At 36.6% G+C, this 14,293-nt stretch carries 10 protein-coding genes and 1 other annotated feature; of the genes, 2 read left to right on the plus strand and 8 right to left on the minus strand.

Translation table 11 applies throughout. The features are described 5' to 3' along the window. Positions 1-14 precede the first annotated feature (14 nt). Both hisS and CWO92_RS25380 read right to left on the minus strand, forming a co-directional pair. Positions 15-1,283, minus strand: a complete 1,269-nt coding sequence (gene hisS, locus CWO92_RS10590) for a histidine--tRNA ligase (RefSeq protein ID WP_101354170.1) — start codon at positions 1,281-1,283, stop codon at positions 15-17. Between the two features lie 88 nt (positions 1,284-1,371). Beyond that, positions 1,372-1,611: a binding site (T-box leader), on the minus strand. 73 nt (positions 1,612-1,684) lie between these two features. Continuing rightward, on the minus strand, positions 1,685-1,861 hold the full coding sequence (locus CWO92_RS25380; RefSeq protein WP_165786660.1) for a hypothetical protein: 177 nt from the start codon (positions 1,859-1,861) through the stop codon (positions 1,685-1,687). Positions 1,862-2,051: 190 nt separating this feature from the next. Here CWO92_RS25380 and CWO92_RS10595 point away from each other — a divergent pair, with 190 nt between their 5' ends. Continuing rightward, on the plus strand, positions 2,052-3,797 hold the full coding sequence (locus CWO92_RS10595) for an N-acetylmuramoyl-L-alanine amidase family protein (protein WP_101354171.1): 1,746 nt from the start codon (positions 2,052-2,054) through the stop codon (positions 3,795-3,797). A 254-nt stretch (positions 3,798-4,051) separates the two neighbouring features. On the opposite strand, the gene dtd is transcribed toward CWO92_RS10595, so the two are convergent. From dtd to CWO92_RS10625, 6 genes are all read right to left on the minus strand, one after another. After that, the gene (gene dtd / locus CWO92_RS10600; protein WP_101354172.1) at positions 4,052-4,501 is read right to left on the minus strand and encodes a D-aminoacyl-tRNA deacylase; all 450 of its coding nucleotides are present in this window, start codon (positions 4,499-4,501) and stop codon (positions 4,052-4,054) included. A 29-nt stretch (positions 4,502-4,530) separates the two neighbouring features. Beyond that, positions 4,531-6,720: a RelA/SpoT family protein gene (locus tag CWO92_RS10605; RefSeq protein ID WP_101354173.1), complete on the minus strand. Its 2,190-nt coding sequence runs from the start codon at positions 6,718-6,720 to the stop codon at positions 4,531-4,533. 162 nt (positions 6,721-6,882) lie between these two features. Beyond that, complete coding sequence (locus tag CWO92_RS10610; protein WP_101354174.1) at positions 6,883-7,395, minus strand: adenine phosphoribosyltransferase; 513 nt, start codon at positions 7,393-7,395, stop codon at positions 6,883-6,885. Beyond that, positions 7,386-9,755 (minus strand): single-stranded-DNA-specific exonuclease RecJ, encoded by a 2,370-nt coding sequence (gene recJ, locus CWO92_RS10615; RefSeq protein ID WP_101354175.1) that lies wholly within the window; start codon positions 9,753-9,755, stop codon positions 7,386-7,388. Before recJ ends, CWO92_RS10610 begins: the two co-directional genes overlap by 10 nt. Before the next feature lie 158 nt (positions 9,756-9,913). Continuing rightward, on the minus strand, positions 9,914-12,181 hold the full coding sequence (gene secDF / locus CWO92_RS10620; RefSeq protein WP_101354176.1) for a protein translocase subunit SecDF: 2,268 nt from the start codon (positions 12,179-12,181) through the stop codon (positions 9,914-9,916). A gap of 132 nt (positions 12,182-12,313) precedes the next feature. Beyond that, positions 12,314-12,625: a post-transcriptional regulator gene (locus CWO92_RS10625; protein ID WP_101354177.1), complete on the minus strand. Its 312-nt coding sequence runs from the start codon at positions 12,623-12,625 to the stop codon at positions 12,314-12,316. A gap of 105 nt (positions 12,626-12,730) precedes the next feature. On the opposite strand from CWO92_RS10625, the gene spoVB reads away from it, so the two are divergent. Continuing rightward, positions 12,731-14,275, plus strand: coding sequence for a stage V sporulation protein B (spoVB, locus tag CWO92_RS10630; protein ID WP_101354227.1), 1,545 nt, complete (start codon positions 12,731-12,733; stop codon positions 14,273-14,275). The last annotated feature ends 18 nt before the right edge of the window (positions 14,276-14,293 follow it).

Consider the following 14,293-nt stretch of genomic DNA (forward strand, 5'->3'; position numbering starts at 1 on the left):
AACCGTTGCCTCCCTTAACAAGCTAATTTTTCAAATTCTCTGATGAAGTCCGTGATAGAAAGTTCAACTTGCTCTCCATTCTCCATATTTTTCACTACCACTTTGTTAGCTTTTATCTCATCCTCGCCTAAAATAGCCACGAATTTCGCTTTTATTCTGTCTGCTGCCTTAAGCTGAGCTTTCATTTTACGATTCAGATAATCTTTATCAGCAGAATATCCTGCTTTTCTAAGTTGCTGTAATAAAACCATAGAAGGAATTTTTGCTTCCTCCCCTAAAGAAATAACATAGCAATCTACTTTTGATTCTGTCTCAAGTTCAATACCTTCCGCATCCAATGCAGCAATTAATCTTTCGATACTAAGGGCAAATCCGATTCCAGCCGTTTCAGGTCCGCCCATTTCCTGAACTAGGCCATTATACCGTCCACCGCCGCATAAAGTGGTAATAGCTCCGAATCCTTCCGCCTCGCTCATAATTTCAAATGCGGTGTGATTATAGTAATCCAGCCCTCTTACTAGCGTAGGATCCACCTCATACTTGATACCAAGAGCATCTAAATAAGCAAGAACTTGCTCAAAGTAACGCTTGGATTCTTCGTTAAAAAATTCAAAAATAGGCGGTGCAGACTTCATCAATTCATGATCGCGATCTCTTTTACAGTCCAAAATCCGTAATGGATTTTTTTCGAGACGATTTTGACAGTCTGCACAAAATTCGTGAATTCTTGGTTTAAAATGTTTAATTAAAGCATCGCGATGAGAAATCCTACTTTCCTTATCTCCAAGGCTGTTAATAACTAATTTCAAATGCTTTAAGCCAACTCCTTGATATACCTCCATTGCGAGAGAAATAACTTCTGCATCAATGGCCGGATCTTGACTCCCTAGAGCTTCTACTCCAAATTGTACAAACTGACGATATCTGCCCGCCTGCGGTCTTTCATATCGAAACATTGGTCCATTATAAAACAATTTAACCGGTTGGTTGGCATCTCCGTACATTTTATTTTCCACATAGGAACGAACAACTGCCGGAGTTCCTTCAGGACGCAACGTTAAATCCCGATCCCCACGATCCTTAAAAGAATACATTTCCTTTTGAACTATATCGGTTGTTTCCCCGCTCTTATGAAATAATTCTGTGTGTTCGAATATTGGAGTTCGAATTTCTTTATATTGATATTTATGACAAATTTCTTTCGCCTTATTTTCAATGAATTCCCATGTACCAACTTGGCCAGGTAAAATATCCTGTGTTCCTCTTGGAATCTGAATTGCCACTGATTATTCCTCCTTTATTTTTTTTCAGTATGTACTATTTGCACAGGAAACGGAAAAAATAAAAAAACTCCCAATCCCTTGTTAAAAAACAAGGGACGAGAGTTTTGTTTCCCGTGGTGCCACCCTAATTGAAGCTTACACTTCCACTTAAGAACAGTTAACGCCTGTCATACGTTCTATCCCTACTAAAAATCGTTGTTTCGAATTTTTCAGGAAGAAACCTACAAAGTGTTCATTCGCTAAGTCATCATGTGGAGTGCTTTCAGCCTAGGCAACTCTTCTCTTTCCATGTGTATTCTTAGCTACTATGCTTTATCAACGGTTTTACTTGAAATGTTCTTTTATATTTATATAATAATACGAGGGGGAAAACGCATTGTCAAGTGTATTCAGAATAAAAGTTAAGAACGTTCCATTTTCTTTTTCAACAATTTTATTTCACCCAAAGACAAACCAAATTCTGATGCAAGTTCCATAGAATGCGTTTGATTTTCTCTCTCGATAAAATGATGAAAGTCTGTGTGGAAAATTTGGCTGCTTCCAGCATTGATCATTTGATTTTTGTCATTTATTCTCATAAAGTGTCTCCTTTTCCCTAAACTGACGAAATGAATTCAAAAATGTTGTCATAATATTATTCTTTCCCACGATAATTCTTTTCTTTCATCAAACAGGAGATTTTTATTTTACAAAGAATACATACATGTGGCACAAAAATAGGGAAATCCATTAAGCTCTCATAAAAAGATAAGGAGGTGCAGTACCCTATTGGGTAGAAAATTAACAATTATTTTGCTGATAATATTACTTACATGCACTGGATTCAATCAGCCAGTGAAACAGGTTCAGGCGGAAACAAGCAAAGTCACCGTTAATGTCTCCGTGCTGAATATTCGAAAAGGACCTGGATTATCATATCCTATTTTAGAGCAGGTGCAAAAGGGAGATCAATTTACTATTTTACAGAAAAAAAATGATTGGTATGAAATTAGAATGCCTTCAGGAGACACAGGATGGGCAGCTAGCTGGCTCGTTTCAGTAAACGAGTCTAATACACTTGGAGGCGGTAAAGGTACTGTAACGGTAAATGGATTGCGCTTACGAAGTGCTCCAAGTTCGGATTCTTCCATATTAAAAGTGCTGCAGAAAGACCAGGTAGTGACCGTACAATCTCAGAATGGTGACTGGGTAAAGGTCACGGTAAATGGAATTAGTGGATGGATATCCAAGGATTTCATAGAAACAGATAAAAAAACATCAACTCCATCTTCCAGTAGTAGTGGAATGATCACGGTTGATCATGTTAATGTCCGAACCTCTCCAACTATTTCGAGCAGTGTAATTGGTTCATTAAACTCCGGCAATGAAATTACCATATTGGAGGAGCAAAACGGTTGGGTTCATTTTACGATGGGTTCATTAGACGGCTGGGTTAGCAGCCAATATGTTCAAAAAGTAAAAGAAAACCAAGAAAAACAGAACCCATCATTGAATAATTCCAGTCAAAAGATGACTGGTACTATTAATGTGAGTTCTCTCAACATTCGCAGTAAACCTTCATTAGACGGAAAAATCATTAGCACCATTACAAAGGGCCAAAGCTTTGAAATAAAAAGGGAAGAAAATAATTGGATTGAGATTAACATTAATAATCAAATTGGCTGGATTGCAGGTTGGTATGTCAATAAAACCAATTCATCAACCGTTACTTCGCCCCAGAGTGGTAATCAAAAGGGCAGCGTTACAATTCTTTATAATGGGACAAATTTAAGAAGTAACGCAACGACAACTTCCAGCATTCTTTCGAGAGCAAATGCCGGAGATTCCTTTAATATTCTCGACACTGTAAACGATTGGTATAAAATTCGGCTTGAAAACGGAGGAATTGCCTACGTTGCTTCTTGGTTGGTTTCATCCAGCAAAACAAAAGCTAAAAACGTATCTAAAAATAATACACCTCCTAGTACAACTGGTGGACTTAAAGGAAAAGTTATTGTAATTGATCCTGGTCATGGCGGCCAGGACAAAGGGACAAGCGGATATAGAGGAACATTTGAAAAAAATCTTACCTTGAGTACTGCTTTAACACTATATCAAAAATTAAAAAATGCAGGTGCGAATGTGATTCTAACGCGTAGTGATGATCATTATATATCATTGCCTTCTCGAGTAGGAATAGCAGAAGGCAATCATGCGGACGCTTTTATAAGCATTCATTTTGATAGTTTAAAGGAAGACCCAAGTGTCTCGGGACATACTACCTACTACTATCACGGTAATCAAAAAGAATTAGCGCTTGATGTTAACACGGGGATATCTAAACAAGTAGGAATTAATGATAGAGGTGTGCGGTTTGGGGACTTCCATGTAATACGTGAAAATAATGCCCCTGCGGTTCTTACTGAATTGGGATATTTAAGTAATCCTAATGAAGAGCTTTTAGTTAATTCAAAGCAGTACCAAGAGCTTGTAACGACAGGAATCTATAATGGATTAGTGGAATTTTTCAATTAATGCTAGAACAACCGCCCGCAAGCACTCCAAAAAATAGCGGTTTCTCTGGAATAACGGATTTTCTATCCATTATATATTTGAAAAAAGGGAGAATTCGCTAGCTTCTAGGCAATGAAACTAGTCACAGACAATTTTTAAAACAGAATGTTAACGACATGCGTAAAATTTTTTAAATTTCCAAGAGGAAAACAATCTGGGAAAAGGGACCTGTCCCCTTATCCCGCAAAAAAAGAGAGAATCTGATAAGATATTGGTCAGATTCTCTCTTTGCTTTCTACTATTAGAGTTACGGGGCCATCGTTAGTTAGTTTGACATCCATCATGGCGCCGAACTCACCTGTTTCCACATGAACGCCTTTTTCGCTTAAGTATTCATTGAAATATTCGTATATAGGCAAAGCATGGTCAGGTTTTGCTGCATCCATGAAATTTGGTCTTCTGCCTTTTCGGCAATCCCCATATAAAGTGAATTGAGAAATAGATAAAATTTGTCCACCTACATCTAATAATGACTTATTCATCTTTTCATTTTCATCCTCAAAGATACGAAGATTTACGATTTTATCAGCTACATATTTTGCATCTTCCTTCGTATCAGAATGAGTAATTCCAACTAATAGAACCAATCCACCAGAGATTTGTCCAACGATTTGTCCGTTGACTTCCACACTGGCTTCCTTACTTCTTTGCAATACAACACGCATAAATCTTTTTGCTCCTTTTAACTACGTCCCTAACTCATAATTCGACGAACAGAATAAATATCAGGGATTTGTTTAATTCTTTCTACGACTTTATGAAGATGGCTAATATTTACGATTGAAATGGACATTGTGATAGTGGCCATTTTGTTCCGATCTGATCTGCCACTTACAGCTGTAATATTTGTTTTTGTCTCATTAACGGCCTGCAATACTTCATTTAATAAGCCTCTTCGATCATATCCGGATATCTCTATATCTACATTATATTCCTTACGATTAGCAGAATCGGATTCCCATTCCACTTCAATTAGACGGTTTTGCAACTCCTCATCAGTCACATTTGGACAATCCGCTCTATGCACAGAAACCCCTCTGCCTTTTGTGATGAATCCTACAATTTCATCTCCCGGCACAGGATTACAGCAACGAGATAAGCGAATTAATAGATTGTCAATTCCTTTCACGACTACTCCCGTTTCGTGTTTTTTCTTTTTTGAAGGAGCTTTAAGCTCTGTTATGACTTCTTGCACAGCTTCTTCTTGATCCCGTTTTTTACGCCATTTTTCTGTTAATCGATTGGCAATCTGTAAAGCAGTCATCCCATTATATCCAACAGCAGCGTACATATCATCTTCTTGAACAAAATTGAACTTTTCAGCAACCTTCTTAACATTTTCGGCCGTTAAGATTTCCTTTAAATCAAAGTCCATATTCTTGATCTCTTTTTCAACTAATTCTTTTCCTTTGATGATATTTTCTTCTTTTTGCTGTTTCTTAAAGAATTGCCGTATCTTATTTTTTGCCTGGGATGTTTGAGCTAACTTTATCCAATCCCTGCTTGGACCATAGGAATGCTTAGATGTTAGTATTTCAATTATGTCACCGGTTTTGAGCTTATAATCAAGTGTAACCATCTTGCCATTTATTTTGGCGCCAATTGTTTTATTGCCAATCTCTGAATGAATACGATAAGCAAAATCAATTGGGACCGAACCTGAAGGAAGCTCAATGACATCCCCTTTTGGCGTAAATACAAACACCATATCAGAAAAGAGGTCAATTTTTAAGGATTCCATAAATTCTTCTGCATTCGCTGATTCATTTTGAAATTCTAAAATTTCCCTAAACCAGGAAAGCTTTTTCTCAAATGAAGTCTGGTTGTTAACAGATTTTCCCTCTTTATACGCCCAATGTGCAGCAACCCCGAATTCAGATATTCGATGCATTTCAAATGTCCTGATTTGAACCTCCAAAGGATCCCCTTTTGGACCTATAACAGTCGTATGCAACGATTGGTACATATTTGGTTTTGGCATAGCAATGTAATCTTTAAAACGACCAGGCATTGGCTTCCAGCATGTGTGAATAATACCAAGAACTGCATAACAATCTTTTATGCTATTCACAACGATTCGGACAGCCAATAAATCATAAATTTCGTTAAATTGTTTATGCTGAAGAACCATTTTTCGATAAATCGAATAAATATGCTTTGGTCTTCCGGAAATTTCTGCTTTAATTGATACATCGTTTAACCGTTCCTTAACCTCATCGATAACGTCATCTAAATACTGCTCCCTTTCAGCACGTTTCCTTTTCATTAAATTTACAATTCGATAATATTGTTGGGGATTTAAGTACCTGAGGGCAGTATCCTCGAGCTCCCATTTAATTTTGGAAATCCCGAGTCGATGTGCAAGTGGGGCGAAAATTTCCAATGTTTCATTTGCAATTCTTCTTTGTTTTTCGACGGGCAAGTGTTTTAATGTTCTCATATTATGAAGACGGTCAGCTAGCTTAATTAAAATCACACGGATATCCTGTGCCATTGCTACAAACATTTTTCGGTGATTTTCCGCTTGTTGTTCTTCATGAGATTTATATTTAATTTTTCCTAGCTTTGTGACACCATCAACTAACATGGCTACTTCTTCATTAAATTCATCGCAAATTTCTTCAAGTGTTACACTCGTATCTTCTACGACATCATGGAGAAACCCTGCAGCCACAGTGGAAGGATCCATCTCTAAATCGGCTAGAATGCCGGCAACTTGAATGGGATGAATAATGTATGGTTCACCCGATTTACGAAATTGCTCTTTATGTGCTTCCTTTGCAAAATCATAAGCTTTACGCACTAATGCAACATGTTCGTCGTTTAAATATTCTTTTGTACGATTTATCACATCATCGGCGGATAATATTTGATCCTTCGCCATAGTATAAGATCACCTTTAAATGAATTTTTGAATGATTGTATTTATTATCGAAAAAAAAACGAATATTGTAAAGTGATTCCTTACGTTTTTTTATGGAAATCTAAAATATTTGTCGAATCTTTTGAAATGAGTTACTAAAAAAAGCACTCACTCGAGTGCTTATTAATATTCCATTAATGTAAGTATATCGTAACCATCTAATTTTTTGCGACCTTCTAAATAAGATAGTTCAATTAAGAAAGCGATTCCAGCGACAACTCCACCAAGTTGTTCTACTAATTTAATGGTTGCTTCAATTGTGCCACCAGTTGCAAGTAAATCATCTGTAATAAGAACCCGTTGTCCTGGTTTAATGGCATCCTTGTGAATCGTTAAAGCATCTTTGCCGTATTCCAACCCATACTCAACTTGAATTGTTTCTCTAGGGAGCTTACCTGGTTTTCTTACTGGTGCAAAACCAACTCCAAGTGCATAGGCAACCGGGCACCCAATAATAAATCCACGGGCTTCTGGACCAACCACTAAATCAATTTCTTTTTCCTGTGCATATTTAACAATTTCATCTGTAGCGAATTTATATGCTTCACCATTGTCCATTAAGGTTGTAATATCCTTAAACACAATGCCTTCTTTCGGCCAATCTGGGACAATTGTTACATACTGCTTTAAATCCATTTCGTCATTTCCTCCTCATGTTCCACTGCACGTGAAACTCTTTCATCAAACCATGATTTCAACTCTTTATAGGATGAATATAAAAGTTCATTTTCAAGAGTTATTTGTTCAAGTTTTGCTTGATATGATCTTGATTCTTCTAAATCTCTTTTTGCTTTCACAGGTTTAAGGGAAATTAGCCCATCCTCTATTGTAACAAAATCTAGTTCAAAAAACACTAGTGACATAAAATCAATTGTCTCCCGAGACCAGCCTTTATAAGCAGCAAGCTCATCCCCGCGTTTTTGTATATTAAATATCTTTTGTTTCATTAAGAAGGCATAATACCATTTAAAATGCTCTCTTGTTGGGATCGTGCTGAAAAAATGCTCCAGTTCATGGTAAAAGTGACAATAAATGCGACTAGGCTGCTTTTCTTTAACAAGCAAATCTAGTAATGCTTTAGAAGATGGAAGATCTAATAAAACGATATTTCGATTATCCACCTTAAGTTCCAAACTTTGTGTTTCCTTATTGATATGAACAATATTTAGTTGATAAGAATCCAACGCAAGCTTTTCTGCCGTTCTTTTCTGAAACATTATAAATAAAGTATCGTTCTTAGGAATATTTGGTATCCATTTATTTAATTGTTTAACCCCACGAACATCAAAGAGCTGCCATTCTTCAATTTTTATATCCCTTATAAATATTTGTGGCTTTCGTATGTTATTCCATTCATTAATTGCTAATTCCCCTAAAACAGATACATTTGCTACGGGGGATACTTGGTGGAAGTAATCTCCCATCCCAAAACCTACTCCATCTAATGAAGTTCCTTCTTTTTCTAACACGACTTTTAAATGTTTATTGTCTGCGCCAATTTGCCTTAATTGGCTAACAGTTAATTCTTCCATAATGATTTTCGGCTTAGGATTTCCAGTTCCGTATGGCGCCAGCAAGTTAAGCTGTTGTATTGACTCTAAATTTACTTCCTCAAGTGGAATGCTTGCATCCACTTCTGTAAGCGGAACAAAATCTTCATTAGATAGATTTGTTTCAGCTATTTCATTTAAACGGGTACGTAATTCTGGCACGTCCTCTAATGCCAATGTCATTCCCGCTGCCATTGTATGACCGCCAAAATGAGGCAATATATCGCGGCATTTCGACAGACTTTGAAAAAGATCAAAGCCGACAATGCTTCTTGCAGAACCCTTTGCCAAACTTTTTTCGGCATCAAAATTTAAGACAATGGTGGGGCGATAATATCGTTCAACGAGCCTTGATGCCACAATGCCTATTACACCTGGATTCCATCCTTCTTTACCTATGACAATTACTTTATTATCTTGAAGGTCAAATTCTGTTTCAATCATGGAGATAGCATCTTTTGTAATTTCGTTCACGATAGCTTGTCTTTCTTTATTTATTCCATCAATTTCTTTCGCAATACTTTTTGCTTTTTCGGTATCATCGGTTAATAATAGCTCAACTGCGGGACCTGCATGATCTAAACGTCCAGGAGCATTTAAACGAGGTGCAAGTATAAATCCTACTGTTTCCTCATTTATATCTTCCGGTGAGGTATTCGTTAAAGCATATAATGCACAAATTCCAGGACGCTCTGTCACCGCCAATCTCTTTAAACCCTTTTTCACTATCAGACGATTTTCCCCATGTAATGGGACTAAGTCTGCTACTGTACCAATGGTTACTATATCTAATAATTCTTCCGGCACGCGGTTATATAACGCGTGTGCCAATTTAAACGCGACCCCAACACCTGCTAATTCCTTAAAAGGATATTCACTCTTTGGGTGTTTCGGATGAACAATAGCCAATGCTGCAGGAAGCTCTGGACCAGGCTCATGGTGATCGGTAATAATCAAATCTAATCCTAATTGTTTAGCAATAGCTGCCTCATTAATTGCTGCTATTCCAGTATCAACCGTAATAATTAATTTATAACCATGAGACTCTGCCCAACGAAATGCCTTTTCATTTGGTCCATACCCCTCTGTAAAGCGATTAGGAATATAGAAGTCAGCTTTTGCACCCAAATCCTTTAAAACCGTCATAAGGACTGTTGTACTGCTTACACCGTCAGCATCATAATCACCAAATACAAGAATCGGTTCGTCATTAGCAATCGCTTGGTTAATTCTATTTACTGCAATGCTCATATCCGGAAGCAGAAATGGATCATGAAAGGTTGCATCCTCCATAAATAAAAAAGACCTCGCTTCTTCTGTTTCTACAATTCCACGATTTACTAATAAGGTAGAAACAAGCGGGGTTATGTTTAATTGTTCTACTAATTTATTAACCGCTTCAGGTACGCTGTCTTGAACTACCCAGCGCGTTTTAGATTTTAACATAGGTTCACCTCTTAACAATCTAATTATACAATTAATAATTCTACTCTGTCATCCTTTCATTCTAAGGTAAAAGACAATCAGAATAACCACTTTTTTCACATACTGTTATACTTTGTATATAAAAAAGGAACCTAAAATATCAGGTTCCTTTTTTATGTTTAAACTTGTGGTTCATCTGACCATTTACGTTTTTCTTTTACTGTTTTCAGAGTACCTTTCTTCTTCAATTCCTTATTCTTTAGATCAAACCAAAGCTGTGCCGCGATGAAAATAGAAGAGTAGCAACCCATAATCAATCCGACTAATAAGGCAATAGAGAAGTTTCGAATCGACTCACTTCCGAATATTAACAATGCAACCGCAGTAATAACTACTGTTAACACTGTGTTAATGGAGCGGGTTAAGGTTTGACGTATACCAGCATTTACAATGTTTGCAATATCTTCTGTTGTTTTAAGTCTTCCTTTTGACTTCATGTTATCGCGGATTCGGTCAAATGTAACAATGGTATCGTTGATAGAATAACCCACGATTGTTAAAACAGCCGCTATAAAGGTTAAATCTACTTCCAGTCTTGTAATACTGAAGAAGGCAACTATCAGAAAGGCATCATGCAAGAGTGAAACAATGGCCGCCAATCCCATTCTCCATTCAAATCGAATAGAAACGTATATTATGATCCCTATTGCAGCGATAATAAGCGAAATAATCGCATTCTTTGCAAGTTCTTTTCCTACAGTAGGAGATACTTTGCTCAAACTGGTAGTATGGTTTCCATATTTATTGTCAAAATAGGATTTAACTTGTTCCTCTTTTTGTTTTGAGAAGTCATCTTTAAATCGGACAACACCAACTTGATTTTTACTTCCACCTAATACTATATCTTCCGGAGTCAGATGAAGAGTTTGTAAATCAGATTCGATTTGTTGCTCCGTTAATGGTTGTTTTGCCATTATTTGCAAACGAGAACCTTTAGAAAAGTCAATACTTAAATTCAAACGGAAAATCGCAAGGAAAATTATTCCCAAAACAGTCAGACCGATAGCAATGGAATAGAATATTTTTCGATGCTTTACAAAATCAAATTTATCGAAATGCGTAGATAAATCATGTGTATCTATATTATCAGCTAAATTATGAATATGTTTGCGATTAACCCCAAACCAACCAGGTTTATTTTTCAGTACATTACTATTAACCCAGAAGCTTAAGAAGATTCTAGCTCCATACACAGCTGTAAGGAAACTTAACAGAATACTGATAATTAACATGGTAGCAAAACCTTTTACGGAGCTATTTCCGTAAACGAACAATACTGCTGCAGCTAATATTGTTGTAATATTGGCATCAAAAATCGCAATAAATGATGATTTATTCCCGGCATGAAAGGCAGATTTTATCGTCCTTCCAACCCGAATTTCTTCTTTAATCCGCTCATACGTAATGATATTGGCGTCGACTGCCATACCGACCCCGAGAACCAAAGCGGCAATACCTGGCAAGGTTAAGACACCATGTATCAGATGGAAAATTAAAAGCGTTAAGTAGATATAAATCATTAATGTAATTGTTGCAATAACCCCTGGCAAACGATAATAGCCAATCATGAATAAGAAAATGACAATAACTCCAATAATACCTGCTGTAACAGTTGTATTTAGAGAGTGTTGTCCAAACTTCGCCCCTACGGATGTGGAATATTCTTCTTTCATTTTAACTGGCAGTGCACCAGCTTTTAATAGAGAGGCAAGATTTTGTGCCTCTTCCACTGTAAAGTTACCTGTAATTTGCACACTATCTGTATTTAACACTTGAGATACACTTGGATTAGAGAGGAATCGAGGATTTTTCTTTGCAACCTCTGCCTTATAGGAATCTTTGCCCTCTTTAAAATCCATCCAAATAATTAATTGATTATTTGGAGCCATATCAAGAATCTTTTTGGTAACATTTTTGAACTTACTACGATCCTTTAATTTAAGTACAACATCAGGATTTCCAGCTTCATCAAAAGATTGCTTCGCGGATCCCTGAACTAAATCTGTACCGTCCATCATCTTTTTATCGTTTACATCGCGAAATGATATATTTGCTTCAGTGGACAACATTTTTCGTGCTTCATCTTGATTCTTAACGCCTGCAAGCTGAACACGAATTCTGTCTTTACCCTCTATTTGAATACTTGGTTCATTCACACCAAGAGCATTCACACGTTTATCAAGGGCCTTGACAGTGTTATTTAAAACATCTTTTGTAATTTTCTGTCCCTTAATAGCAGGTTCTACTTTGTATAAGACTTCAAAGCCGCCTTGCAGATCGAGACCTAGGTTAATTTTTTTCACAATACTGTCAGTAGTGCCTCCCAATAGTCCTGCAAATAAAAGGACAATCAGAAAGAAGGCAATGATACGACTTCTTTTTACCATTATGTAAAATCCTCCCAGCAAAAATAAAAAGCTACAAAATCTACTTATTTCTTATAAGTGCAGTTTTATTCAGTTATTAATCATTATGAATTAGAAAAAAAAATGTGTCAATTTTTGTTTTAATCTACTTAATTAATTATCATTTGGTTTTAATAGCTCTCGTAATTCATCTCCGTCAAGTTCCACAAACCAGTTGGAAGATTTATATGCCTCTATTGTTGTGAAGTTCATATATTCTCCTACTTTTACTGATAGGACGTCTGAAAATAGCTCATGCAATCTTATATCTGCTTTTGTTTTTTTCCATTTCTTTTTCGTCAGGTATTCCCATAAATCCTTTATTTCCACTTTCCCATACCCAATTAATAAGAACTCCTCCACTTTGCTTTTTAACGCAGGTTGAAGCAATTCAAAATATTCATCATACGGATGTATATTATCCAACCCCTCTTCCCTCCTCATAATGAACTTGTCATGCTTTGTCCATCATGCAGCATATATATCTAATTGTATATGAAATTACCGATTTTGAGAAGGTAGGTTAAAATGATGTCAAGGTTTCTCAAGGGGACGATGATTTTATTAGCGGCAGGGCTTTTCACAAGAGTCTTAGGGTTTATAAATCGAATTGTAATTGCACGATTTCTCGGTGAAGAAGGTGTAGGGTTATACATGATGGCTTTCCCTACTCTTATGCTTGTCATTTCGATTACTCAGCTCGGGCTCCCTGTTGCCATTTCAAAATGTGTTGCAGAGGCTGACGCAATAGGAGACCGTCAAAAAATTAAAAAAATTTTAGTTGTTTCCTTAACCATAACAATTTCTCTATCCTTAATCTTTACACCAGGGTTAATTTTATTGGCTCCTTATTTAACACAAGTATTATTTACAGATTCCAGAATTTATTATCCATTAGTAGCGATAACGCCAATCATCCCAATTGTTGCTGTTTCTGCAGTATTGCGAGGATATTTCCAAGGCAAACAAAATATGAAGCCGTTTGCTATTTCACAAATGATAGAGCAAGTGGTAAGAATTTTTTTAATTGCAGTGTTTGCAAATGCTTTTTTACCTTTTGGAGTTGAATATGCAGCAGCAGGGGTTATGTTTGCTTCCATTTTAGGAGAATTGATATCCTTACTTTATATGTTCACCATGTTTAAGCTAAAGAAGAAATTCAGAGTTCGCAGAAACTTCTTTCATGTTGTAAAGTCAGGAAGAGATGCATTAAACGAGTTAATGAGTGTAGCACTGCCTTCTCTCGGTAGCCGTTTAATAGGAAATGTTTCTTGGTTTTTAGAGCCTATTATCGTTGCTAATAGTTTGGCAATTGCCGGTATAACAACAAGTATAGCCACCAAACAATATGGTCTCCTAACTGGCTTTGCAATGCCGTTAATGATGCTTCCTTCCTTTGTGACCTCTTCCTTATCGACTGCTCTTGTACCCGCGATAAGTGAAGCAAATACTAAAAGGAATAGTGAACTAGTAGAGCACCGACTGCAGCAAGCACTAAGATTCTCTTTGTTGGCTGGTGGATTATCTGTCATTATTTTATACGTTTTTGCCGATCCGTTAATGAAGGCGATGTATGGTAACAGCAACGGTTCACAGTTTATTAAAATAATGGCACCCTTTTTTCTCTTACAGTATTATCAAGGCCCATTACAAGCAACTCTGCAAGCATTAGATATGGCCAGAGCTGCTATGATAAATAGTTTAATTGGGGCAATTGTTAAGCTTGCAGTAATTTTTATACTTGCCTCTCGTCCAGAGTTTGGAATAAACGGTGCTGCACTGGGGATCGTTACAAGCATCGTATTAGTTACATTGCTGCATTTTGCTACAATACTTAAAAAAATTTCTTTTACAATTTATGTGTTGGAATACGTTAAATTTTCCATTGTAACGATATTAGCCTGCGTCTTTGGATATTGGATCTATCATCACATTTCTTTCCATGAATTGGCTATTATCCACTTGCTGATTTGTATCATACTTACTAGCATACTATATGTGTTATTATTACTTGGCACCAAGCTATTAACAAAATCTGATTTGCGTTTAATTCCAATCATTAACAAATTTATTTAACGAAGTGGCCATAGAAAT

This window comes from Heyndrickxia camelliae (genome assembly GCF_002844575.1).
In the GTDB taxonomy this organism is placed as follows: Bacteria; Bacillota; Bacilli; order Bacillales; family Bacillaceae_C; genus Margalitia; species Margalitia camelliae.